The organism is Candidatus Zixiibacteriota bacterium (assembly GCA_035380245.1).
Taxonomy (GTDB): Bacteria; Zixibacteria; MSB-5A5; order GN15; family FEB-12; genus DAOSXA01.
Genome location: DAOSXA010000001.1, coordinates 211,211 through 235,346, shown reverse-complemented (window position 1 = coordinate 235,346; position 24,136 = coordinate 211,211). Strand labels below are relative to the sequence as shown.

Here is a 24,136-nt window from a genome sequence, read left to right as displayed (position 1 = left end):
TCTTAATGTATCAGCGGTCTGTCACATATGGTGTTGCGATACAATTGTTTGTATGTTTTGCGCTGTCTGTTGTTTGTATCAAATTACTCTATATGCCCGATTTTGATGGCTCTTGGGCGGTGATTTCCTTATATATCCGTCATAAAGCCGGAGAGAAATATGACCTACGATCCTAATGAAATAATCGAAACCATACACATGACCGAGGTGGAGCACCTCGATATCCGCACCGTAACCCTCGGGGTCTCCCTGCGCGACTGCTCCCACCCCGATCCGAAAACCCTCTGCGCCAACATCCGCCAGCGTCTGCTGACGGTGGCCGAGAATCACGTTAAGACGGTCGAAACCGTGTCCGCCGAATTCGGCATCCCGATCGCCAACAAACGTATCGCCGTCACTCCGATCTCCGTCGTGGCCGACGGACACGACATCGGTACCTTCATCGAGGTGGCCGAGACACTCGATGCCTGCGCTGCCGAGTTGGGTATCGACTATCTCGCGGGCTATTCCGCCCTCGTGCAGAAAGGGATGACGATTGGCGATAAGAATCTGATCGAGTCGATTCCGGATGCTCTGGCCTCGACCAAGAGAATCTGCAGCTCGATTAACGTAGCCTCGACTCTGGCCGGGATCAACATGGACGCGATCGCCAAAATGGCTCATATCATCAAGGCTCTCGCCGAAAAAACCGACCAGGCTATCGGCTGCTGCAAGCTGGTTGTGTTCGCCAACGCGGTCGAGGATAATCCGTTCATTGCCGGAGCGTTCCACGGTATCAGTGAGCCGCAGACGGTCATCAACGTCGGTATCTCCGGGCCGGGTGTCGTTCTTAACGCCATCAAACGAGCCGGACAATGCGATCTCGGCGCGCTGGCTGAGGTAATCAAACGAACGGCTTTCAAGGTTACCCGCATGGGGGAGATGGTCGGTCGCAAAGTCTCCGAGCGTCTCGGTGTGGAGTTTGGCATCATTGATCTTTCGCTTGCGCCGACTCCGGCCGAGGGCGACTCGGTCGCCGACATTCTCGAAGCAATCGGCGTCGAACGCTGCGGTTGCCACGGCACCACGGCGGCGTTGATGATGCTCAACGACGCCGTCAAGAAGGGGGGCCTTATGGCCTCGTCGTATGTCGGCGGATTGTCCGGAGCGTTCATTCCCGTGTCCGAGGACGCCGGTATGATCCGGGCGGTCGAGGCGGGGGCGCTGTCGCTCGAAAAGCTCGAGGCCATGACGGCGGTTTGCTCGGTCGGTCTCGACATGGTGGCCGTGCCGGGTGATACTCCGGCCGAAACCATCGCCGGGATTATCGCCGATGAATGCGCTATCGGTGTCGTGAACCATAAAACCACCGCCGTGCGCATCATTCCGGTGCCGGGCAAGATGGTGGGGCAGTCGGCCGAATACGGCGGTCTGTTGGGCACTGCTCCGATCCAGCCGGTGAGCAAGTTCTCGTCTCGCAATTTCATTTTACGCGGCGGCCGCATCCCGGCCCCCAGCGGCGGGATTAAGAATTAACACAACATGTGGGGCCGATTGTGCCCCATGTTACATGTCCCCATGCAAGCCACGTATATATTCGGGCCGATAATTTTCATTGTTGCCGTTATGGTTATCCGCACGGACAAGAAAATCATCCGTGCCCTGCGCCGAGCTGGCGCTGTTCATCCCGGCTGCACGATCGAGCTGGATACTTCCGGGACGATCAATGGCTGGCGCATTCGTCGCTTCATGCGCTTCGGTGTGCTGGTAGAAATACAGCCCGGTCGTTTCTATCTCGACGAGGAGCGTTATCTCGAACTCCGCAAGAAAAAGGTAATGATCATGCTATCTGTCGTAAGCGCAGCCCTGATCGCAGTCGTCCTTTTTCTCCGGCAGTCGTAGGTCGGGTTCCTGCGAGAACAGCGCTCAGGGCGATGTTCTCAGAATAACCCGATACCCCTTCAACGGTTTGAGAATGCCTCAACGACTCAATACCCCACCCGTGGATGGGTAGACCACCGACGTTCGCCATCTTGAGTAGGTCGAAACTCCTGTCCGCCGAAGGCGGATCGCGAAGCGAAGTTTCGACAATGCGCGGACGGGTGGACCACCGGTCCCCGAATCATCCAGGACCACAAAAAAAGCCGTCAGGCAGAGACGCCTGACGGCACATCAGTGGATATCGGAGTAATGCAGATATCGAGTCTGTCTTTCCTATTTCTTCAGATTATAGAACGCCCCCAATCCCGGATAGACCGCCCGGCCGCCGATTGTCTCCTCAATCCGAATCAACTGGTTGTACTTGGCCAGCCGATCCGAACGCGACATCGATCCGGTTTTGATCTGTCCCGCCGAAGTCGCAACGACCACATCGGCGATCGTGGCGTCCTCGGTCTCACCGCTGCGATGTGACACCACCGCTGTGAACCCGGCCTTCTGGGCCATCTGGATGGCATCGAGCGTCTCGGTCAGGGTGCCGATCTGATTCAGCTTGATCAAAATCGAGTTGGCCGATTTCTCGGCGATACCTCGGGCGAGCCGCTTGGGATTGGTCACGAACAGATCATCGCCGACAATCTGAATCAGACCACCCATTTTCGCAGTGAACTTCTGCCAGCCTTCCCAGTCGTCTTCGGCAAGGCCGTCCTCAATCGAAATGATCGGATACTTTTTCACCAGGCCTTCGTAGAAATCAATCATCTCGTCGGACGAGAGCTTTTTCCCCTCGGCTTTGAGGTCGTAGACTTTTTTCTTGGCGTCGTAGAATTCAGAAGAGGCCGGGTCGAGCGCCAGCATGATATCCTTGCCCGCTTTATAACCGGACTTGGAAATTGCCTGCATGATTACCTCGAGCGCCTCCTCGTTGGACTTCAGATCCGGAGCAAAACCACCCTCGTCGCCGACGGCCGTGTTGTAGCCCTTGGAGGCGAGCACCTTTTTAAGATGCCCGAACACCTCGGCTCCCATCTGAAGCGCCTGTCTGATATTCTCCGCGCCGACCGGCATGATCATGAACTCCTGCAGGTCGACGTTGTTGTCGGCGTGTTTGCCGCCGTTGAGAATATTCATCATCGGCACCGGCAGCATTTTGCAATTACAACCGCCGATATATTCGTACAAAAACCGCCCGCGCGATTCCGCCGCCGCCTTGGCCGTCGCGATCGAAACCCCCAAAATGGCGTTGGCGCCGAGCTTGCCCTTGTTTTCGGTGCCGTCCAGCTCGATCATGAAATTATCGAGGGAAACCTGATCGAACGGATCGACATCGTTCTGTATCAGGGCCGGGCCGATTTTCTCGTTGACGTTGGTTACCGCCTTGGTAACTCCTTTGCCGAAGAAAACCTCCTTGTCGCCGTCGCGTAATTCCACCGCTTCATGAGCGCCGGTCGATGCTCCCGAGGGAACCGCCGCACGACCCAGAGTGCCGTCGGTCAGGCAGACATCGACCTCGATTGTCGGCGTACCGCGACTGTCGAGAATCTGTCTTGCATGGATATAATCAAAATCGGACATGATGATTCCTTTCGTCAATGTGTCTGTTTTGATCGGAAACTTATCCGCTCCCAATTCTCATTTCAACTTATAAATGTTGTGCTGTTGTCGTTCTTGGGTTGAGCCAACTACCCCACGTTATGGATTTGTTACGGAAGTCGTCTACCAGCAATTTCAAACGAATGCAACTACGGTAGGAGCGACACCAGGCTGCCCGCTATGCGAAATCAGAGCCTTAAATCGCATAAGCAGGGGGATGTGTCTCCCTGTCTTTATGCTAGACAGTGGGGTTTTTCAACAAGTCCTATGGGTTGTGCGCCATAATCCGGGAGTGCCCGTGTTACGTTAAGGTGTTGCCATACAATACGATAGTTGTCGGCACGAAATTTGTTATATATTCGTGTACCTGTTTGAATTTCGGATCTTTTATAGATCTCGGTCAGTGGATTTAAAGAACAACTGGCCAGGGGCCGGCTCCGACCGGCCCCTACTTATATGTGGTCCGAGGGCGGAATCAGAAATCCGTTGCCTTTTAGGACCTTCCGCTATAACATGGCGGCATGAATTCACGGCCACTCAACCTTTCCAAGCTCAAAGGGAAAGTAATCGCCATCGACGGCCCGGCCGGAGCCGGTAAGTCAACCACCGCCAAGGCCTTGGCTGAACGCCTGGGGTATATCTATCTCGATACCGGAGCGATGTATCGAGCCTTGACCTGGTTTGCCCTACAAAATGGCATTCCTCCCTTCGATGAAACCAGTCTGACTCAGGTGGCCAGGAAAGTCCCGCTCGAATTCAAGCCGACCGATGGTGTCAACCGGGTGTTTTTCAACGGCATAGACGTTACCGAAGCTATTCGCACTCCCGAAGTTACCCGCGATGTTTCCGAAGTCGCGGCTCATCCCGGTGTTCGCGAGGCGATGGTGGCTCGGCAGCGTGAAATCTCCCGCAAGGGATCGATTGTTGCCGAAGGCCGCGATACCACCACGGTCGTATTCCCCAACGCCGATTTCAAAATCTATCTCGATGCCACTGTCCGCGAGCGGGCTCAACGCCGCCTGTTGGAGTTGACCCGTAAAGGGTTTACTACCACGCTTGAAGAACAGGAAGCCGACATTCGCCGCCGGGATAAATACGACTCCAATCGCGCCCATTCACCGCTCAAGCAGGCCAAGGATGCCTTTGTGGTCGACACTACCAATCTCTCAATCGATGAGCAAGTTGATCGTATTCTGACGTTGATTCTCAAGTCGCTGAAGACGTCATGAAAATTCTCTATTATACCGGTAAGTCGCTGACCTGGCTTATCTTCAAGATTCTTTTCCGCATTCGTATTCGCGGTACGGAAAACATCCCGGCGGAAGGTCCGTTTATCCTCGCCACCAACCACCTCTCCTATTTTGACCCACCGCTGTCGGGCAGTTTCTTCAAGCGTGAGGTTTATTTCATGGCCAAACAGGAGCTGTTCAAGAATAAGCTCTTTGGCGGGATCATTCGCCGCACCAACGCTTTGCCCATCAGACGCGGCGCCGTCGACCGAGCCGCTCTTGAAATGTGCCTGGGAGTGCTCGAACGGGGAGAAGCGTTAACGATATTCCCCGAAGGCACTCGCTCCAAAGGGGACAAGTTCCTGTCGGCCAAACCCGGTATCGGCATGGTTGCCGTTCGGGCCGGTTGCCCGATAGTCCCGGCCTATATCCACGGTTCCAATCATCTTAGTGCCTGTTTCTTCGGTCGTGATCGGATGAGCATCACCTACGGCAAACCGATAACCGCCGATGAGGTGGCTGCTTACAGCGCCGACAAACAAGGTTATCAGGCTCTGGCTGAGGCGGTTATGGAGCGTATTGGCGCCCTTAAAGCCGAGCGCCTCGAACTCAAGCAGTTACCGGCAAAAACCGACTAAAAAAGTAGACTAAAAAACTCAGAAAGAACTTGTCTTTCCGAAGTTTTTTGTTATCTATATGAGCCGCTGCGGCCGCTGATGTCTGGCCGTTGGCTCTCCGATAGTTTTCCCGTTCGGGAAAAAATCAAAAACTGTCGGAGGCTCGTAAGGAGGTTCTCATTACATCAATGGCGGAAGCCAACAAACCCACAACCACTGCCAAGGTGTCAAAACGTAAGGCAGGCGCTGCTAAGAAGACCAAGAAAGCCAAGACCAAGCTGACCAAGCAGGTTGAGGTCCATGAGGTCGATCGTGAGCAGTTAGACACCCAACAAGCGGAACGAGTTCTAACCGATCGTCACAAGCGTGTATTGGAAAAGGCCAAAGCCCGGTCAACCATGCCCGCTCCGCACGAGGTAGAAGAAGTCGAAGCCGTTAAAATCACCGATGTCTCCGGCGTCGTTTACGATGTCAATGAATGGAATTCCATGGTCGACATGTATGATTCCACTATCAAGGACATCAAGGAAGGTGAAGTCGTCACCGGAACGGTGATGGGCGTGACTCGCGACGATGTGATCGTCGATGTCGGGTTCAAGTCCGAAGGTATCATCTCGATCGGCGAGTTTCCCACGCCGGTAAACATTGCGGTCGGAGATGAAATCGAGGTTTTCCTGGAGGAGATCGAAGACTCCAACGGTCAGTTGATTCTCTCCAAGCAGAAAGCCGACTTTATGCGCGTCTGGGATAAAATCCGCGACGTGCACGACAGCGGTGACCAGATCCAGGGCACTGTTGTCCGTCGTATTAAGGGCGGACTCGTAGTCGACGTCATGGGCGTCGATGCCTTCCTGCCCGGCTCTCAGGTGGCTCTGCGTCAGGTTCCTGATTTCGATGCCCTCATCGGTCAGAACATGGACCTGAAGATCATCAAGATCAACAAGACCCGCCGCAACATCGTTGTCTCCCGTCGAATCGTGCTCGAAGAAAAGCGCGAGACGATGCGAGCCGCTCTGCTTTCCGAAATCGGTGTCGGCCAGATCCGTCAGGGTGTGGTCAAGAACATTACCGACTTCGGCGTTTTCATCGACCTGGGCGGTGTCGACGGACTCCTGCATATCACCGATATGTCATGGGGCCGGATTCGTCACCCCTCCGAGATGGTCAATCTCGGCGAGAAGATCGATGTCAAGATTCTCGACTTCGACGAGAAGACCTCGCGTATTTCGCTTGGTCTGAAGCAGATGACCCCGTATCCCTGGGAGAACATCGAGCAGAAATATCCGCTCGGTCGACAGGTTACCGGTCGTGTGGTTTCGATCACCGATTACGGTGCATTCGTCGAGCTGGAGAAGGGTGTCGAAGGGCTTATCCACATCTCCGAGATGTCCTGGACACAGCACATCAAGCACCCGTCCAAGATCATGAACGTGAACGACCAGGTCGAAGCGATCGTTCTCTCGGTGGACAAAGAGAACGAAAAAATCTCGCTGGGTATCAAGCAGATGGAGCCCGATCCCTGGGCCACTATCGAAGATAAATACCCTCCGGGTCAGATTGTCTCCGGCAAGGTGCGCAACCTGACCGCTTTCGGCGCTTTCGTGGAGCTGGAAGAAGGGATCGATGGCCTGGTACATATTTCCGATATGTCCTGGACCAAGCGTATTCAGCACCCGTCCGAGGTGATGAAGAAGGGCGATAAGGTCGATGTGAAGATTCTCAAGATCGACCATGAAAATCGCCGCATTTCGCTTGGTTACAAACAGCTGATGGATGACCCGTGGCCAGAGATCGCCAAGAAATACTCGGTCGGCGGCGATTGCCTCGGTACGATCACGAAAGTGCTCGACCGTGGCGTTGTGGTTGACCTCGATGGTGATGTCGAAGGGTTCGTGCCGATGGCTCAGCTTGCTCGCAAGGGCGGTGAAGGAGAAGAGGGACCCAAAGAGGGTGACTCGATTCCTCTACAGGTAATCGAACTCGACAAAGGTCAGCGCAAGGTGATCCTGTCCGAGGCCGCTTACTACCGCAAGCGGGAGAAGGGTGATTCGGAACCGCCGAAGCCACAGCCGAAGGCCGAAGCAGCCCCGGTCGAGGATTCGACTCCGCGTGAGCCGGAACGACCGAGATTGCCCGATCCGCCGAAGACTACCGCGATGGAAGACGCCATGCCGGCCGAACTCCGTGCTTTGGCTTCCCAGGTCTCGCAACCTCAGCCCGAGGAACCGAAGACCAGCGAAGAACCTCCGGCATCCGACAAATCCGACTCGGAGGAGAAATCCGAGTAACCTGTCGGAACTATCTTTGATTACAAAAAACCGGCGCCCCTGTTTGTCAAGGACGCCGGTTTTCTTTATACCTGATATCCCTGCGCTATTTGTTCAACTCAGCCCGGCCGCTGGCGGTGCTTATTACGATTAAAGGATCCTCGCTGCCCAGTACGCCGGTAAGGAATTTCCATTTGTCACCGTCGCGCCGGATCACGCGTTTTTTACCAAGATCAAAATCGGTATCGATATCCCCGCTACGATAGTGGGCATACATTTCAACCGTGCCGGTCAATTCGTGTCCGTTGCATTCGATGGCTGCGTTGCCGGATGCTGTAGAGACCTCAATGTCTCCGGTTGGCTTTTCAGCCAAACTGACTATGACATCACCCGAAGCGGTACTGAATGACGATGACTCACTGAGCCGGGCATCTTCGATGTCGATATCGCCTGAGGCTGTTGAGATGTCGGTCAGTCCACTCAGGCCGGTTATGTCGATATCACCCGAAGCCGTTGACACATCGAGACGACCGGTGATCTCCTCGATGTTGATGTCGCCGCTGGCGGTATTGATATCAACTTCTCCCTTGCATCCATACATCGCTATATCACCTGAGGCAGTCTCGATATCGACATCACCTTTGAGATTACGAATCTCCATATCTCCGGAAGCGGTCGAGAACCGGACTTCTGTTCCCTGCGGTACGTAGATCGTCCAGATAATTCGTCCCCGGTTGGATTCATAATGCTCCTCGGTCATTTTAATCGAACTTGACAGCTCTCTGAAAACCGGTTCCCAGCTATCGGCGGGGCGCATTTGATCGACAATCTCTACCCGGATCTCGTTTTTGTCCCAGACTTCTATCCGGCAATCACCGCTGACCGTGTTGACATTAACCGTTTCCTTGGCCGGGAAGGTTTTTTCGATATCCGCTGCCATCACTACCGAGACAACTGATAAAACGAATGTCAGTCCCGACACGATAATCCGTATCAAATTCATTATTGACCTCCTGCCTGCAGCGGAGACGCGTCTGAGTCGGGTATGTTGAAAATGCTTTTAGCGGTGGAGACAAGTCCCTGCTATGCTTTTACAAAACCCGTATTACAAAGCGAGCCGCTTGATATCGCCCGTTTTACGAACAGGTCTTACCAAATGTCGGGGCTTTCAACTTCTTCAACACACCCGTACTCGCCGGTCTCGGCTGATTTCACCGCACTTCTGTTTAATTCGAATATACGAATCGGAGAGCCGCAGGTTGCGCCTGCGGAAGCTCAATCACCGGTCGGGGTGAGGGTGAGCACGGAGACCGCACGAGCCCTGACGGCCGGTCGTGAAAATGGCACCGTCCACGTACGCCCTTCGCGCCAATCCTCGAAAAAGTCAAAGAAGTGCTCGCTCATCGGATTGCCGGAGTTGCCGGCCGGGAGCACGAAGGAGGCGCTGTCAATTCGGGCGAAATCGATTACGAAACGCCAGCTTGGCCCCACTACGACCCGATAGGTTCCGTCCGGGTTGTCAAACGAGAACGAAGCGTTGAGAGTTCCGGCAGAACCGGGCCAGGGCCAGGGGCCGTGCGATAAATCGAGCAGGCTTCCGATTAACGGCACGACCGCCATGGGATGACGCATGGCGAGCGTTTGAAGCTCACCCATCGTACGCCCATCGTATTGCTCCCGGGCTTTTTCGGCTGCAACCAGCGAAGCACCTTGCAAGCGGTGGTTCAAGCCCTGAGCGATAATTATTGAGATGGAGTCATAGTAATTGTTGAACTGACGGTCGAGTAATGCTGTGGGTACTTCCGATGCCAGGTCCCCCAGTTCATCGCCGTAGAGTTTTTCTTTCAGGGCATCGATGAAGTCCAATACCAGCGGCGCAACCTGGTCCGAGGTATCGACCACGCCGTTCCAGTTGTACACCTTTTTGGCCAGCACTGCCGAATCCACGAACGGCATGACATCCGCCAGTCGTTGCGACCATTTAAGCAGACCGAGGTCGGTGCGATCCAATTGCATCCGGCGCATGTCTTCGGCGCTTACCTGTTCGGACTGCGACAGAAGCGCCGTAATGCGCCTGATCCGATCTGAGGCGTAATTACCGGGAATTTTTATAGCACGGGTGCTGAGATTATTGCACGATGCAAGAAATCCGCAGGCCGGATTGGCAACGTGCGGGGTTTGATCCGGTGGCAAGGTGTAAGCCGACCAGGCGATATCATCAAGCCAGCCTTCAAGAGGAAGACCGTTTGCCCCGGAAGGCCGTTGCGGAATCGGTGTCCCGAGTTGATAGCCGATATTACCGCTGCTGTCGGCGTAAATCCAGGCGGCATCGAGCGCCCCGAAACGCACCACCGTATGTCGGAACTGGTCAAACGAGGCGGTGGCACTCAACTCAAAACCGGCCCGAGCCGCATCGGCCAGGTCAACATCATAACCCGCCCAATGGAGAGTGTAGACTTCGTTGGTGTTGGTGGAATCGAACACTACCGGTCCGTGACACGATACCAGAGTCGATTCGATTACCGGACTATCGTCGTTGGCTACGGCGAACGTATCTACGAATATCTCGAAATCCACGAACCCCTGCGGTGTGAGATACTGATGGACGTTGTCAGGATTGAGTTGCTCCGCATAGTAGTCGACCACATCGACCCCGCCAACCGTAAACGCCCATGCCGCACGGCCGTTGTGTCCCATCACGAAATAAGGCATCCCCGGTACGGTAATACCCAAAACGCCGACACTGTCGCCGATATGCAAACCTGCGCCGTACCAGAATTGCGGCAGCCGGTTTATTTCAAGATGCGGATCGGAAGCGAGCATCGCTGCTCCGCCGACGCTTTTTGCCGGACTCACGGCCCAGGCGTTCGAGGCCTCACTCATTCGCCAGGGTGTCGGAATCAAACTGAACGACGGCATCGGTTGCTCTGCCGTGCGACCGGGGTAAGGAGTATCCAGGTTGCCGAGCCTGGTTTCTTCGGGAACTGACGTCGGGGCGTCATCGGGGTAGATCGGCAGCAATTCGGCGGCTCGTTCGGGACCGACTTTTTCCGTCAGTTCCCGCGCGAATTCATCGCGACTCATCAACGCGTTCGAGAACCAGGTTTGAAAGGAAAGGATGCTGAGACAGTCATAAACGGTCCAGGCCTCGAAATCGGTCGGAAGAAGACGAAACTCGAACGGCATCGCCCGGCAGGTAAGGCGATATGAGTTAATGCCGTCGACGTAAGCCTGTATTTTATCGCGTACCGCTGGGTCGAGTTTATCCAGATAAGCGGCGGCGATACGTCCGTGCCCGATCGCTCGTTGTTGTCGGTCCAGGTCGATAGTAATACTCCCTAGTGTTTCCGACAACCGTCCCTGAGCCACCCGCCTGATCAGATCCATCTGAAACATCCGGTCGGCGGCATGCTGACGTCCCAACGCGAACAACGCATCGTGTTCGTTGTTGGCCCAGATCTGCGGGATGCCACGAGCGTCGAACGTAACCTCGACTGTGTCGCGCAGACCGGCGGTTACCAGAACACCTTCATCCGGGGGAACGGAGAGACGAAGCAATCCGTACGCGGCGACAACCACACCGACAATCATTCCGACCAGGCCAATCAGCACCAGTCGCATGAATTTCTTGGCAGGACTCAAGCGAACTCCTTATTATTTTTCGCGGCCTTCCTGCGTCAGGAGGCTCACGATTACTACCGTTAAAAACGCCAGCACGAATGCCGGGACTAACTCATACAGGGCAGCTTTTAGGACCGCGGTTTCTTTCCAGATCACCGTCACCACGGCGCCGACGATCATTCCGGCCACCGCTCCGGCACGAGTGGTTCGTTTCCAAAGCAAACCTAAAATGACCACCGGCCCGAACGCCGCTCCCATCGCCGACCAGGCATAAAGCACGAAGGTGAAAATCATACGATTTTCGGTCAAGGCGAACAACACCGAAAGAATCGCCAGGATCACCAGAACCCAGCGATCGATGAGTTGGGTTCTTGCGAAATCGGCTTTGCCTTTGCGAAAAAGCGGGATCACATCGCGCGAGATGGTCGAGGATACCACGATTAACTGCGAGTCGGCCGTGGAGCAGATCGCCGAGACTATGGCGGCAATGACGAATCCACCCAGCACTGCCGGAAGGAACTGGCCCACCGCCAATGGCAGGGCCTGCTCCGGGTCGGCAATTTCTCCAAAATAGGCTCGGGCAAACAACCCGAACGAAATCGCTCCGGCGTAGACGAGAATAAACCAGCCGAATGCGATCATCCCGGCTTTTTTGACAACCTTCATATCACGTGCGGCCATGAAACGCGACAGGATGTGCGGTTGTCCGGGATAACCGAGTCCGATGCCAAGCAGACCGACCACGAATCCCAGTCCGGCCAGTCCCGCTTTGCCTGAAGACCAGGTTAAAAGAGCGGGGTCGGCCGCTCGCAACGCATCCCCAACCGCCGTGAAACTACCGAGTTTGACAAAAACGATGACCGGCATGAAAAGCAATGCGATCACCATAAAACTCGCCTGTATGATATCCGTCCAGCACACGGCGCGAAAACCGCCGGTGATAGTGTAAGCCATGATGATCGCGGCTCCCGCCAGAACACCCCAATGATAGGGAAGAGCGAATACGGCATCGAATGCCTTCCCGGCGGCATTCATCTGAGCTGCCACGTAACCTAGCATCGCAGCCGTGATGATCAGCACCGGAATTGCTCGCACCATCGCGGATTTTTCCCCGAAACGACTGGCAATGAACTGGGTGAGTGTCACTGCTCCCGACTGTTTGGTGCTCACTCGCAGGCGATCGGCCAGCACGAACCAGTTGAACAGGTAACCGACTGCGATACCGGGAATGATCCAGATGGCCGAAAGACCGTAGGCGTAAGCCTCACCTACCAGACCGAGCATTACCCAGCCCGACTCGGAACTGGCCGAGGCCGAAAGGCTCGAGGCCCAGGGACCGAGTTCGCGATTGGCGAGAACGAAATCGTCATCCGTCTGTTTGCGACGGCTGGTCGAATAGAGACCGAACGCTACGATCCCCAGCGAATAAACGAGGAATGAAATAATCAAGACGGTGTTGTTGTCCATACACGCTCCTGGGGCCTGAATAATCGGAAGTTTTTTGGACCTGTCTCAAGGTAGAGCGGAAGGCGTCATAATCAACAATATAATCCACGAGAGAAGATGGACCGTCGATGGCGTTGTGTATGCGATCAATGACACACAGCGGCGGAGCTTGCCCCCGCCGCCTCCGGACTTGCCCGGGCTCGGTCGACTATGTATACTTGGCGTATTCAACCCGACCAAGGAGGCATAATGAGGTCCGTACTAATCGCTGTTTCGATGCTGTTGGTTCTGTTGGCTTGTTCCAAGGAAGCGGACAAAACCGGCGCCGATCAGGTAGCCCGTGATAAAATGGAAGTAGAGGCTCAATCGGCGGCGATATCCGTTATTCAACAATACTCGGCGCAACTCAAGGCCGAATTGCGCAAGGCGATGGTCGAGGGCGGCCCGGAGTATGCGATACAGGTATGCGGCCAAAAAGCTCCGGAGCTGGCGGCGAAATTTTCCAAAGAAGGCGTTCTCGGCATCCGCCGTGTCAGTGATAAAGCCCGCAATCCGAAAGATGCCGCCGACAGTGTTCAACTGGCCATTCTGAAAGAGTTTGCCACTATTCCAAAAGGAACTGATCTGTCAAAAGGTATTTGGCATAACCGCAAGGGGGGAGAATGGTATTCCTATCATAGCGGGATAAGAACCGAGTTGATGTGCCTTGGCTGTCATGGTCAGGCCGATCAACTGGCTAAGGGAGTACCTGAGGCTCTGGCTAAGTTTTATCCGGACGATGCCGCCACCGGTTATGCTCCCGGAGATATTCGGGGCATGTTCGTGGTTGACATGAAATGGCCCGAGGCTAAGGTCTGGGTAGAGAGTCTGAAGACCGACTCGCTTTAATGTTACCCGTTTGTTGCGGGAACCGGTGGTCTACATGTTTCTCCCTCGTTCCGTCGCTCTGCGGCGGAACGTCGGAATGGCTGGTTTCTTGGATGCTCCGCGTCCTTCCCTGAGATTTGTAGGTCAGGACCCTTGCGGTCCTGACGCTGCATGACTGTCGAAATCCTGTCCGCTGGAGGCTTGGTGCCCCACCCCTCGGGTGGGATTAGCGAATTGAGCAGGGCAGGTGAGACCAGCCAATCCTGACTGTGTAACTGCGATCTTGCCGCCTGTTAACGCCTACCCTTCCGGCGCCCAATTCTCCAGAATCCGCCAGGTAATGCGATTGTTTTTTCCGATATCATAACTCAACAACAACCGTCCCAGACCATTTTCACCCTCATAATATGCCAGCGCTCGGTTGGGACTGAGAATACAGGTGTCGTCCTCAGAAGCAATGTCGATCAACTGCACCGGGATGCCCTCAGCGTTGAGCAACGTTGGATTGGTGACGAGGTCACTGGCGATATCATGGTAAGGATCCTCGAATCCCTGCTTCTGCAGAGTAGCCAGCTCCAGCGAAGTCAGCGTCGGTTCGAGCTGCAGCGGCGGATGTTCGAACGTGTTGACCATCGCCCGCAAGCGACGAACATCGTCCTCCAGAGCGCGATTGCGAAAATATGAGGACGCCAGATTGCTGTTGGCCTCGTCCATTTGCCCCTTGTAGTAGAACGTTACGATCGCCAGGACGATACAGAGCAGCATCGGCCCTACCGTTATGATCAGATTACCGATTGATAAGTCTCGGGTCGGTTGTGAGTCTTCATCTTGGGTCATATCGCGGCGTCTTTCATTTTGACGGTTTTGTCTATGATACAATAAAACATAGGTAACGGTCCCGAATGGAGCAAGTCTGTACCGCGGTTCGTTTGACAGAAACGGATCTTTGGACTATCTTAAATCACTGTTATGCCTTAACTCGGAGAATTGAATGAAATCTATCCTGATGATTATCTTTGGCCTGTCCCTGCTTTGTCTCGGTCCGGCCTGCGGCAACGATGACGACAACGGCACCGGGTCGTCCAACGGCGGCAATGACACGGTTGTCGACTCTCATCCCGATCCGACTAAAAATATCTCCTTGTACGGTGTAAGCGGTTTGTCGGGCGGGAAAATTCCCAGCGGACGAACGATCACCCTGAGCCTCAAGGTGCTCAACGATTACGGCAGCTATGTCAGGGGCATGACCAACGGTTTCCGCATTTATTCTCCCGATGGCGCTCAGTGGGGGAGTACTTCGATGGACACTACCGGTACGATTGGTAAGGAGGAATTCGATCTCGTGGTAGCTATCCAGTATTCCTCGGCGGACGGGATGGGAGTTGATACGGTTGCATTCGGCGCCTCGATAATGCAAGCATCCGGGATTCCCAACGGTTTTGACGAGGTGGCCTTGACGATCGACATCGGTCCGATCAACAGCAGCTATGCGGGCAAGCATGTCTGTCTTGATTCCTGTTACCGGCCTCCCAGCTACAAGTGGAAGTGGGTGGTCAACGAAGTGACTCAATACCCCACCTGGGACGGCCCGCACTGCTGGGAGATTTCCAACTAACAACGTTGATGAACGGCAAACATCCCTCAGTTTGTCTCGCTCTTCTTGCGCCGATATCCGGTGGCCCACCTGTCCGGGTTTTGTTGAAAAAGCACAAGTAGGTCAGGTTGCTTGCAACCTGGCATTTCGATTTTCTATTTCCCGGCAGGTCTCAGGAAGACTTTCCGTACAATGTCGGGACTGTAAACCACAAGGATCCTGACCTGAGATCCAATCTCGGAGCGATAGCTATATCGCGGGATCGCGGGGATCACGCGATACGTGGTGTCGAGCTGTCGTCATAACGCCAAAATGGCAGTCATTTTCGGTGCCGTTGCTTCTGGGCGACTTTGCTGATAGCCATAAATGGTTATAAATCAATGCATTAAGCGATGGCGTCACGGTCTGCCGTTTTCCGTAAAAATTATCAAAAAACATAGAATATCTATGGAAACCTCTTGACAATACCAGTGTTTAACTATACTGTTAGCACTCGCTGAAAGTGAGTGCTAATAAGAGCAGGCTCCAGCGAAGCAGAAGTGAAAAAGACCATAAGGTCTCAATAAAGATAGCAAAATTAAACAGATATAGAACCACTCAAACAGGAGTCTCAAAATGCAGGTAAAACCGCTTGCTGACCGCGTCGTGGTCAAGCCGCTTGAGGCGGTCGAGGTCAAAAAGGGCGGCATCATCATTCCGGATACCGCCAAGGAAAAGCCGATGGAAGGCGAGATCATCGAAGTCGGTCCGGGTCGTCGGACTGAAGAAGGCACCGTGGTGCCGGTCGAGGTCAAGAAGGGTGACCGGGTCCTGTACGGTAAGTACTCCGGTACCGAAGTTTCGATCGAGGGCGAAGAGTATCTCATTATGCGTGAGTCCGACATTTTCGCCGTCATCACCAACAGCTAATCATGCAGGAGCGTTAAGCCATGCCGAAACTTATAGATTTTGAATCCGAAGCTCGCGCCAAGCTGAAGCTGGGCGTGGATAAGCTGGCCGATGCGGTCAAGGTGACCCTCGGTCCCAAAGGTCGTAATGTCGTTATCGATCGCAAATTCGGTTCACCGACCGTCACCAAGGACGGTGTCTCCGTAGCCAAGGAAATCGAACTGGAAGACGCTTTCGAAAATATCGGCGCCCAGATGGTGAAAGAAGTCGCCTCCAAGACTTCCGACGTGGCCGGTGACGGCACCACCACGGCGACCGTTATCGCTCAGGCGATTTATCGCGAAGGTCTCAAGAACGTGACCGCCGGCACCAACCCGATGTCGATCAAGCGTGGTATCGACGCCGCCGTCAAGGCCGTCAACGCCGAAATCGCAGCCATGTCCAAGCCGGTTTCCGGTAAGAATGAAATCGCCCAGGTCGGCACTATTTCCGCCAACTCCGATCGCGTTATCGGTGACCTTATCGCTGAGGCGATGGAGAAGGTCGGCAACGACGGCGTTATCACCGTTGAAGAATCCAAGACCGCCGAGACTACACTTGAAGTGGTCGAAGGTATGCAGTTCGATCGCGGTTATCTGTCGCCGTATTTCGTGACCGATCCCGACAACATGGAAGCGGTTCTCGAAGATCCTTACATTCTGATTCACGATAAGAAGATCGGCTCCATGAAAGATCTTCTGCCGATTCTGGAAAAAGTGGCTCAGACCGGTAAGCCGATGATGATTATCGCCGAGGACGTTGAGGGCGAAGCTCTCGCGACACTGGTGGTCAACAAGCTGCGCGGCACCATCAAAGTCGGCGCCGTCAAGGCTCCGGGCTTCGGCGATCGCCGCAAGGCTATGCTCGAAGATATCGCCGTGCTGACCGGCGGTAAGGTTATTTCCGAAGAAGTCGGTTTCAAACTCGAAAACGCCGTGATGTCCGACCTCGGTACCGCCAAGAAGGTCGTGCTCGACAAGGACAACACTACCATCGTCGAGGGCGCCGGCAACAAGGAAGATATCAAGGGTCGTATCGCACAGATCCGTAAGCAGATCGAAGACACCACCTCCGACTACGATCGCGAGAAGCTGCAGGAACGTCTGGCCAAGCTGGCCGGCGGTGTGGCCGTAATCAACGTCGGTGCTGCCACCGAGACCGAGATGAAAGAGCGCAAGGCTCGTGTCGAAGACGCTCTGCACGCGACGCGTGCGGCTGTCGAAGAAGGTATCATCCCGGGCGGCGGCGTAGCTCTGCTGCGTACCATGCACGTCCTTGACAATCTCGATTGCACGGATGAGGAAAAAGTAGGCGTTGCTATCGTCCGTAAGTCGCTCGAAGAGCCGCTGCGGCAGATCGCTCAGAACGCCGGTATGGAAGCTTCCGTGGTGGTCAACAAGGTTCTCGGCGAGAAAGCTGCTTTTGGTTATAACGCCGCGACCGACACCTACGAAGACCTCCTTAAGGCCGGTGTTATCGACCCGACTAAGGTTACTCGTACTGCTCTTGAAAACGCCGCCTCTATCGCCGGCCTGCTGTTGACCACCGAAGCGGTGATTGTCGACAAGCCGGAGGAAAAGAAGGGCCCGGCTATGCCTCCCGACATGGGCGGCATGGGTGGTATGTACTAATAGATCCTCTCTTAACCCTGCGTATATTATGCCTCTATATAGGCCCGGTCGCCCGACCGGGCCTCTTCTTTGGCTCAAAGGCTTTTTTATATGTTGGATCTGTGGTTATCCATACATCATAGAGATGACACGCCTGGTATCCAGGGGTTTGTTGAAAAAACACAATCGCGGCGGAGACAAGCCCCGCCGCTACGCGTTAATGAGTCGTAACCTCGCGTAGCGGGCGGCCTTGTGTCGCCCGCATTATGGGTGTAGTTTGCTGAATATCTATACGTACAACTTCTTTAACAATCCCCCAGAACTGGGCCATCACTGATGGAACGTAATAACACGCATGGTGACTTATGCAGATGACTGATATTCCTTTTGGTGTGACCGACTGGTCAAAGATAGAACCCACAGAACATAAGGGAGAAACCGGTCGTGCACTTTGGCGCACCGGGCAGTTTGGAACGATCCGCGTTCGTATGGTCGAATACTCGCCCGGCTACAAAGCCGACCACTGGTGTGCCAAGGGTCACATACTCCTTTGCCTTGAGGGAGAATTACACACACGTTTGCAGGATGGACGCGAGTTTGTCCTTACTCCCGGCGTAAGCTATCAAGTGGCCGACAATATCGACCTGCATCAATCTTCGACCTCGACCGGCGCGAAACTTTTTATAGTAGACTAACGTCCCGGTGACCGATATCGGACCGGGGGAAGTCTCCTTTTCCCGCACTGGGCGCGGACCTGGGGCATTGACAAAAATCGTTCGGCTATTATATTACTTCAAGTCTATCGTACATGCCTGAGAGGGTTCGAGAAATGTCTATATCTATGCGGGTTTTGCCGGCGCTGACGGCAGCGCTTCTTTTGTTGCTGGTTGCTGCAGCTTTGGGGGATGACCGCGTCCCGGTCTTCGTGGACTGCCCCGATACAATTCTGACACTACACTGCGATGTCGCCCAATACCAACTGCACGCGACCGACCCCAAACATGACCATCCCAACGACAACAATATCCGCTATCACTTGATCGAAGGCCCCGGCCAGGTGGACGGGCGCACTGGTCTCTGGTCCTGGCGACCGATCGACGACTCGGTCTTTTTCGGCTGGTACGACATCGTCGTGGCCGCCTCCATCGGCAACTCCGATCCGCACACCACACCGCCGGAAGACTGTTGCCGGTTCTCGGTATTTGCCGGAGATCATACTCCCTACATGAGCATCGACGGCCAGGGCGAAGGCTCGGTGTTCTTCGTCGATGCCCCCGGTACGCAGGTCTTCGACGTTGTGCTTACCGATGAGGACCCATGCGATACACCGATCGTCGAAATCGTCAAGATCGAGCCCGAGCCGGCCGGTTCAATCCAGCTTGTCGATGACCAGTTGGTCCTGAACCTGACCGCCGACGATGATGAAACCCGCTTTGTGGTTTACTTCGCCTTCATCCAGAATGAACAACGTCGGACTCGGGCTTACGCATTCGACACTCGCGACAATCCCATGCCGGTATTTACCGTCTGTCCGTCGGATACCACGGCCGTTGTCTGTAATCATATAGACTGCCGGATCATTGCGGAAGACCCCGACTATCCGGGCGATAACCGTTTTATAGAACTTACCCTCGTCTCGGGGCCGGGCGTGGTCTACAGCGAAGATTGGCACTGGTTCCCGGGTTCGGACTCAGCCGATCAAACCTACCCGGTAGAGATCGCCGCCAGCTACGGACCACTTAGCACCTCGGGCGATGAGAACTGTCGTTTTGCGGTTACTGTTGAGGGATACGAGATCGGACTGCATCCATTTGGATTTGCTGACGGAGATACCGTTGATGTTCCGGCCTCGCAAGAGACGGAGCTGGTCATCGAAGCCCTCGGAGAAGATTGCCAGACGATTCGTCAAACGCTGTTCACTCTAACACCCGAACCGGTCGGCTACTATCATGTTGGTGGCCCCTACGGTCTCGATGGGTATCGCTTCTACAAAGCGGTCCTTGTCCCCGACACCGCCGACATTGGTCAGTACTTCGACCTGCTGCTGGTTGGCTCCGAGGGTATCGGCGAGTACTCGGTGCATTGCACGATTCACGTGGTTGGTGTCGACGGCGTACCCCTCGATGTAGACGGAACGGTCTCTGACGGGCTCCCTCAGGAGTTTGCAGTGCGTCAGAATTATCCCAATCCGTTCAACGCCGTCACCGTGGTGAGCTTCGACCTGCCGCACCAGTCCGAAGTCTCATTCGAGGTGTTCAATCTGCTCGGCCAGGTTGTTTATGATATCCGCCGAACGCTGTCGGCGGGAACGCACCAGGTCGAATGGGACGGACGAACCAGCGCCGGTCAGCCCGTAGCCAGCGGCCTGTACTTCTACCGGCTCGCGACCGAGGGATTCGTGCAAACGAAGAAAATGATTCTTATGAAATAGACCGAATTTCGGCCCCGAACGACCGATAAAAAGCATTAGGTAATCCGCTTCTTTAGCGGTGACACTCAATGGGGCAGGTGTTATGCGCCTGCCCTTCTCTGTTTCTGTTGACAATGATGCGTCGGGAGGACTATCTTCGAGCCATGTCGAAATTGAATGAATTCGTTGAAATGGTTCGGTCGGTATTTCCGGATGACCGTATCACCTGGCAGAAATCGGTGCCGACTTTTCATCCCGAAAGCGCCGACGAAGCTGCCGCATTGATTAAGCTGGCGGGGCAGCATAGTCAACCGTTGTTCATCAGCGGCTTCTGTAACAACATAGAGCCCTCGGGAGAATCTTTCCGCGAAGTGATGGCGATCAAAACCGACCGTCTCAACACGGTAGGGGAGATCAACGAGAACGACCTTTACATTACCATCGGAGCCGGCTACCCGTTGCGTGAAATCAATCGCTGTTTGATCACGAAACGACTCATGTTGCCGCATTCGAATCTGCCTTATGTCGGTTCGGTCGGCGGCGCCGTAGCGGTTGGTCTCAAAGCCTCGTTGCACGAACAACCGTTGCCGTTAAGTCGTTATCTGCTCAAGGCGCAGATAGTAACAGCGGCGGGGGAGATCATTAAGCCCGGTTCGGTCTGTTTTAAATCCGTTTCCGGCTATGATATTGTCAAGATATTCGCCGGTTCCTGGGGATTGCTCGGTCTTATTGTCAGTGCTACCTTTCGAGTAATGCCTACCACCGCGGCCGATGATTATGCTCCGGCGCGACAGCTTCCGGTCGACCGTCAGAATTTCCTGAGTGGTTTATCAGAAAGCAGCAACGAGGCCGATGTCGTCTACAGCCGGAAGATAAAAGCCAAATTCGACCCGGCCACAATCCTGCCGATACTCGGTTGATGATCCGCCGAAGGTGTCCGTTGAAGAATCCGTACACCCGGATAATCAACATGAAACGGCTGTATCGCGGGCGACACAAGGCCGCCTGCGACGCGAGGTTGGGCTCCCTGGCGCGTAGCGGCGGGGCTTGTCTCCGCCGCGGAGGGGAACTTACAATATTCTCAAGACGGATGAACCCAACGCCCCTTCCTGCGGTTAAGGGATTAGTCTAATTTGTTATAAGATAACTTAATCGGTCGCAAGTGACCGCCCAGAAACGAGGATATCGATATGACCGTCAGAGCTAATCCCGGATCAACCGTCGCCGTGCTGGGGGCTTCCCCCAACGAAGAGCGCTACTCTTTCAAGGCTGTCCAGATGTTGAAGGAATACGGCCATAAACCGCTGCCGGTGCATCCCTCGGGTCATGTGGTCGACGGCATTGTCTCCCTTAAGTCCCTTGACGACATTCACCAGGATATCGATACCCTGACCGTCTACGTCAATGCCAAAGTCTCCGGCAGTGCCGGCGAAAGCATTCTCAGACTCAAACCGCGCCGGGTGATTTTCAACCCCGGAGCGGAAAATCCCGAACTTGCCGCTGAGTTGAACAAAGCCGGGATAGAAACTATCCAGGCCTGCACTCTCGTAATGCTTCGCACCGAGCAGTTCTGAAGCAGCTTCAATTACCGGCTTGATCGACTGCCAGTCGCTCGAATTTTGATTTAATCGCCAGTACCGTCGGTTCGATCAACTCCTCCAGCTCCAGCATGGCCAGGTTTATCACCAGGTCATAATGGTGCGGATTGTCGATATCCTGACCGAACAACTTACGGATCATCTCGCGCCGTTCCTGGTCGACTCGCTCGATTTCTTCCTGGGCGGCCTCATGACTCAAGCCGCGGTATTTTACCAGGTTAGTGCAGCGTTGCTCAACCGGTGCAATGAGGCGCAGATGAAAACCACGCAACGGTCCTAAAATGAAGCCGCCGCCTCGACCGACCAACACCACTCCGCCCAAACGAGCCATCGACAGTACGATCTTTATCAGGTAGCGGTGATAGTCGGAATGATCCACCGACTGTCCGGTTACGAGAGACTCGGCCAGGATGTCGAGATTGGAGCGAAAACGGTCATCGAGCGATTCGATAATCCGTCGCCGATATCCGGACGACGCGCAGATGGCATCGATTACCTCGCGGTGCAGCAGTTGAAAGCCCATGCGCTCGGCCAGTCGACCGGCGAAAAAGCTCCCCCGACTGCCTATCTCGCGACTTACCGTTACTACCTGTGGTCGTCTCGGAACGGATGTTTTGCGCTCGATTCGACGACTACGTTCGATCTCCCAGCGCATTAACTGACGATTTATAATTGCTTCTATGGAAGAGGCCACCGTGTATCACCTCCACTATAACATACGCCGGTTTTTAGACTGTTGCAACTGGAATCGGAGACATTGTATCTGATTTCACTTGCAAAAAACGGCCCCTCTGGATATGTTAAAACCGAGGGAGATATCTTATTTCGATTCTATTACTCATCCTTACGGGCATGTCTAAAGGAAAAAGAGCAATGAAAAAGACAATCGGAATTGTACTGACCGCTGCTTTGTTGATGGTGTGCTCCATCGGCGCTGCTGAGTTGCAAATTTCTACCGATAACCTCGCCATTCCGGGCGAATGGACTGAAATTAGTATCACCGCCGACGGACTTGAGAATCCGATCAAATCGTTCTCACTCAGCCTGGCCGTGCTCCAAAGCCGCTATGCAATAGTCAACATCACTCCGGGGGCTGATATCGATGCCTGTGACTGGGAGTATTTTACCTATCGTTTTTTCCGTCAGGATTCGATTCCCGAATATGATCTCGGTGATGCGCGACACCTTCTCACTGTAACGGCAATGGCCGGTAATAGCGGTTGCTCCCCGACCGGGGATGACCTGGAACTACTGAATCTCCGAATGTTGCTCGACTATGAAACCACCCGGCCATTCACACCGTTGGCCTGCTCTTTTCATCCCGTTCGATTCTATTGGCGTGATTGTACCGACAACGTTCTTTTCACCGCCGGTGGTGACAGAGTTTTTGCCGTAACCGATGTCGTCGATCCCTATGATACGGAAATAGCGCCGACTCCCGGCTATACCCCCCCGCAGGGGCCATGCGATGCGTTCGATCCTGTGATCTACGACCAGTCGCTTAATGCCGTCAACGGCGGGATAGATTTCGTTTGTTCCGATACCTTGTACGACGGACGCGGCGACCTGAACGTCAACGGCCGTCCTTATGAGATTGCCGATGTCATTTTGTACAATTGTGTTTTCTTGTGGGGATTAACTTGTTTCGACATCGATCTGAGCTGGCAGTTAACGCAATCCGATGTCAACCGTGACGGATACCCGGTATCAGTTTCCGATATGGTTTATATGATGCGGCTGATGACCCACGAAATCATGCCGATCGAACGTCTCAATCCGGTTGTTCCTTCGGCGACTGTTTCGATCATGGATATCGGTTCCGATCAACGGCTGACGGTTGAAAATGATCAGCCGATAGCGGGATTATATGTGAAGCTCGCCCAGGCCGAATCGGCGCAGATAAACGTCATACCGATGGATAACGATTTTATACAGGTCGGTCGCATCGGCGACACTACCACGATTCTTATATTCGATACGGAAACCGGCGAGGATGTTCTCTCTGCCGGTCTGAATGATCTGGTCGATTTGCCGGGACAAGGTTGGGAAGTTGTCGGAGTTGAAGCTGTCACTTCGACCGGAAACCCGTTCAATGTTTTGACTTCGCAAGTATTGCCGGAATCGCCGGTAGTGCTAAACAACTATCCTAATCCGTTTAATCCGACTACGACTATTGTTTTCAACCTGGCTAAACAGACCGAATGGACTGTCTCCATCTACGACATTACCGGTCGAGCCGTGAGGACGCTATCCGGTTTTGGACAGGGGAATATCGCGGTGGACTGGGACGGTCTGGACCAGGACGGTGCGGCCGCTTCGACCGGTGTTTATTTTTACCGTCTGACCGCCAACGATAAGACTGCCGCCCGCAAGATGCTTTTACTGAAATAAGGTTGTCGGCTGTGTAAATGGCAATCGAGCACGCTGGTGGAAGATTTGC

General features: G+C 54.3%; 20 protein-coding genes. 14 read left to right on the top strand and 6 right to left on the bottom strand.

What is annotated here, in order from left to right:
- The first annotated feature begins 159 nt into the window (after positions 1-159).
- Together PLF13_00950 and PLF13_00945 are read left to right on the top strand one after the other, a co-directional pair.
- Positions 160-1,515: a PFL family protein gene (locus PLF13_00950; protein HOP05835.1), complete on the top strand. Its 1,356-nt coding sequence runs from the start codon at positions 160-162 to the stop codon at positions 1,513-1,515.
- 90 nt (positions 1,516-1,605) lie between these two features.
- The gene (locus PLF13_00945; GenBank protein HOP05834.1) at positions 1,606-1,881 is read left to right on the top strand and encodes a hypothetical protein; all 276 of its coding nucleotides are present in this window, start codon (positions 1,606-1,608) and stop codon (positions 1,879-1,881) included.
- A 312-nt stretch (positions 1,882-2,193) separates the two neighbouring features.
- On the opposite strand, the gene eno is transcribed toward PLF13_00945, so the two are convergent.
- Positions 2,194-3,492 (bottom strand): phosphopyruvate hydratase, encoded by a 1,299-nt coding sequence (eno, locus tag PLF13_00940; protein ID HOP05833.1) that lies wholly within the window; start codon positions 3,490-3,492, stop codon positions 2,194-2,196.
- A gap of 539 nt (positions 3,493-4,031) precedes the next feature.
- Between eno and cmk the strand changes: the two genes are divergently transcribed.
- The 3 genes from cmk (at position 4,032) to rpsA (ending at position 7,644) form a co-directional block, all read left to right on the top strand.
- A complete protein-coding gene (cmk, locus tag PLF13_00935; GenBank protein ID HOP05832.1) occupies positions 4,032-4,739 on the top strand; it encodes a (d)CMP kinase in 708 nt (235 codons plus the stop codon).
- The gene (locus PLF13_00930; protein ID HOP05831.1) at positions 4,736-5,377 is read left to right on the top strand and encodes a lysophospholipid acyltransferase family protein; all 642 of its coding nucleotides are present in this window, start codon (positions 4,736-4,738) and stop codon (positions 5,375-5,377) included. Before cmk ends, PLF13_00930 begins: the two co-directional genes overlap by 4 nt.
- A gap of 167 nt (positions 5,378-5,544) precedes the next feature.
- On the top strand, positions 5,545-7,644 hold the full coding sequence (gene rpsA, locus PLF13_00925) for a 30S ribosomal protein S1 (protein ID HOP05830.1): 2,100 nt from the start codon (positions 5,545-5,547) through the stop codon (positions 7,642-7,644).
- Between the two features lie 85 nt (positions 7,645-7,729).
- Here the strand turns inward: rpsA and PLF13_00920 are convergent, their stop codons facing one another.
- The 3 genes from PLF13_00920 to PLF13_00910 form a co-directional block, all read right to left on the bottom strand.
- On the bottom strand, positions 7,730-8,626 hold the full coding sequence (locus PLF13_00920; GenBank protein ID HOP05829.1) for a DUF4097 family beta strand repeat-containing protein: 897 nt from the start codon (positions 8,624-8,626) through the stop codon (positions 7,730-7,732).
- A 272-nt stretch (positions 8,627-8,898) separates the two neighbouring features.
- On the bottom strand, positions 8,899-11,265 hold the full coding sequence (locus tag PLF13_00915; GenBank protein ID HOP05828.1) for a penicillin acylase family protein: 2,367 nt from the start codon (positions 11,263-11,265) through the stop codon (positions 8,899-8,901).
- Between the two features lie 12 nt (positions 11,266-11,277).
- Positions 11,278-12,711 (bottom strand): sodium/proline symporter, encoded by a 1,434-nt coding sequence (locus PLF13_00910; GenBank protein ID HOP05827.1) that lies wholly within the window; start codon positions 12,709-12,711, stop codon positions 11,278-11,280.
- A gap of 228 nt (positions 12,712-12,939) precedes the next feature.
- Here PLF13_00910 and PLF13_00905 point away from each other — a divergent pair, with 228 nt between their 5' ends.
- Complete coding sequence (locus PLF13_00905) at positions 12,940-13,578, top strand: DUF3365 domain-containing protein (GenBank protein ID HOP05826.1); 639 nt, start codon at positions 12,940-12,942, stop codon at positions 13,576-13,578.
- Positions 13,579-13,857: 279 nt separating this feature from the next.
- On the opposite strand, the gene PLF13_00900 is transcribed toward PLF13_00905, so the two are convergent.
- Positions 13,858-14,394, bottom strand: coding sequence for a hypothetical protein (locus tag PLF13_00900; protein HOP05825.1), 537 nt, complete (start codon positions 14,392-14,394; stop codon positions 13,858-13,860).
- A gap of 154 nt (positions 14,395-14,548) precedes the next feature.
- Here PLF13_00900 and PLF13_00895 point away from each other — a divergent pair, with 154 nt between their 5' ends.
- The 7 genes from PLF13_00895 (at position 14,549) to PLF13_00865 (ending at position 21,672) form a co-directional block, all read left to right on the top strand.
- Positions 14,549-15,172: a hypothetical protein gene (locus tag PLF13_00895; GenBank protein ID HOP05824.1), complete on the top strand. Its 624-nt coding sequence runs from the start codon at positions 14,549-14,551 to the stop codon at positions 15,170-15,172.
- A gap of 594 nt (positions 15,173-15,766) precedes the next feature.
- Positions 15,767-16,060: a co-chaperone GroES gene (groES, locus tag PLF13_00890; GenBank protein ID HOP05823.1), complete on the top strand. Its 294-nt coding sequence runs from the start codon at positions 15,767-15,769 to the stop codon at positions 16,058-16,060.
- 20 nt (positions 16,061-16,080) lie between these two features.
- Positions 16,081-17,709 carry a chaperonin GroEL gene (groL, locus tag PLF13_00885; GenBank protein HOP05822.1) on the top strand — a complete coding sequence of 543 codons (1,629 nt, stop codon included), beginning with the start codon at positions 16,081-16,083 and terminating at the stop codon, positions 17,707-17,709.
- Between the two features lie 344 nt (positions 17,710-18,053).
- Complete coding sequence (locus PLF13_00880; GenBank protein HOP05821.1) at positions 18,054-18,383, top strand: DHCW motif cupin fold protein; 330 nt, start codon at positions 18,054-18,056, stop codon at positions 18,381-18,383.
- A gap of 134 nt (positions 18,384-18,517) precedes the next feature.
- Complete coding sequence (locus PLF13_00875; protein HOP05820.1) at positions 18,518-20,119, top strand: T9SS type A sorting domain-containing protein; 1,602 nt, start codon at positions 18,518-18,520, stop codon at positions 20,117-20,119.
- 143 nt (positions 20,120-20,262) lie between these two features.
- The gene (locus PLF13_00870) at positions 20,263-21,018 is read left to right on the top strand and encodes an FAD-binding oxidoreductase (GenBank protein ID HOP05819.1); all 756 of its coding nucleotides are present in this window, start codon (positions 20,263-20,265) and stop codon (positions 21,016-21,018) included.
- A 270-nt stretch (positions 21,019-21,288) separates the two neighbouring features.
- Positions 21,289-21,672, top strand: a complete 384-nt coding sequence (locus PLF13_00865; protein ID HOP05818.1) for a CoA-binding protein — start codon at positions 21,289-21,291, stop codon at positions 21,670-21,672.
- A gap of 7 nt (positions 21,673-21,679) precedes the next feature.
- Here the strand turns inward: PLF13_00865 and PLF13_00860 are convergent, their stop codons facing one another.
- The gene (locus PLF13_00860) at positions 21,680-22,390 is read right to left on the bottom strand and encodes a cytidylate kinase-like family protein (protein ID HOP05817.1); all 711 of its coding nucleotides are present in this window, start codon (positions 22,388-22,390) and stop codon (positions 21,680-21,682) included.
- Positions 22,391-22,569: 179 nt separating this feature from the next.
- Between PLF13_00860 and PLF13_00855 the strand changes: the two genes are divergently transcribed.
- Positions 22,570-24,087 (top strand): T9SS type A sorting domain-containing protein, encoded by a 1,518-nt coding sequence (locus PLF13_00855; GenBank protein ID HOP05816.1) that lies wholly within the window; start codon positions 22,570-22,572, stop codon positions 24,085-24,087.
- Positions 24,088-24,136: the final 49 nt, after the last annotated feature.

Excerpts from the sequence above, each read along its gene's own strand:
- PLF13_00950 (HOP05835.1), top strand. The coding sequence starts at position 160 with ATGACCTACGATCCTAATGAAATAATCGAAACCATACACATGACCGAG.
- PLF13_00945 (HOP05834.1), top strand. The coding sequence starts at position 1,606 with ATGGTTATCCGCACGGACAAGAAAATCATCCGTGCCCTGCGCCGAGCT.
- eno (HOP05833.1), bottom strand. The coding sequence starts at position 3,492 with ATGTCCGATTTTGATTATATCCATGCAAGACAGATTCTCGACAGTCGC.
- cmk (HOP05832.1), top strand. The coding sequence starts at position 4,032 with ATGAATTCACGGCCACTCAACCTTTCCAAGCTCAAAGGGAAAGTAATC.
- PLF13_00930 (HOP05831.1), top strand. The coding sequence starts at position 4,736 with ATGAAAATTCTCTATTATACCGGTAAGTCGCTGACCTGGCTTATCTTC.
- rpsA (HOP05830.1), top strand. The coding sequence starts at position 5,545 with ATGGCGGAAGCCAACAAACCCACAACCACTGCCAAGGTGTCAAAACGT.
- PLF13_00920 (HOP05829.1), bottom strand. The coding sequence starts at position 8,626 with ATGAATTTGATACGGATTATCGTGTCGGGACTGACATTCGTTTTATCA.
- PLF13_00910 (HOP05827.1), bottom strand. The coding sequence starts at position 12,711 with ATGGACAACAACACCGTCTTGATTATTTCATTCCTCGTTTATTCGCTG.
- PLF13_00905 (HOP05826.1), top strand. The coding sequence starts at position 12,940 with ATGAGGTCCGTACTAATCGCTGTTTCGATGCTGTTGGTTCTGTTGGCT.
- PLF13_00900 (HOP05825.1), bottom strand. The coding sequence starts at position 14,394 with ATGACCCAAGATGAAGACTCACAACCGACCCGAGACTTATCAATCGGT.
- PLF13_00895 (HOP05824.1), top strand. The coding sequence starts at position 14,549 with ATGAAATCTATCCTGATGATTATCTTTGGCCTGTCCCTGCTTTGTCTC.
- groES (HOP05823.1), top strand. The coding sequence starts at position 15,767 with ATGCAGGTAAAACCGCTTGCTGACCGCGTCGTGGTCAAGCCGCTTGAG.
- groL (HOP05822.1), top strand. The coding sequence starts at position 16,081 with ATGCCGAAACTTATAGATTTTGAATCCGAAGCTCGCGCCAAGCTGAAG.
- PLF13_00880 (HOP05821.1), top strand. The coding sequence starts at position 18,054 with ATGCAGATGACTGATATTCCTTTTGGTGTGACCGACTGGTCAAAGATA.
- PLF13_00875 (HOP05820.1), top strand. The coding sequence starts at position 18,518 with ATGTCTATATCTATGCGGGTTTTGCCGGCGCTGACGGCAGCGCTTCTT.
- PLF13_00870 (HOP05819.1), top strand. The coding sequence starts at position 20,263 with ATGTCGAAATTGAATGAATTCGTTGAAATGGTTCGGTCGGTATTTCCG.
- PLF13_00865 (HOP05818.1), top strand. The coding sequence starts at position 21,289 with ATGACCGTCAGAGCTAATCCCGGATCAACCGTCGCCGTGCTGGGGGCT.
- PLF13_00855 (HOP05816.1), top strand. The coding sequence starts at position 22,570 with ATGAAAAAGACAATCGGAATTGTACTGACCGCTGCTTTGTTGATGGTG.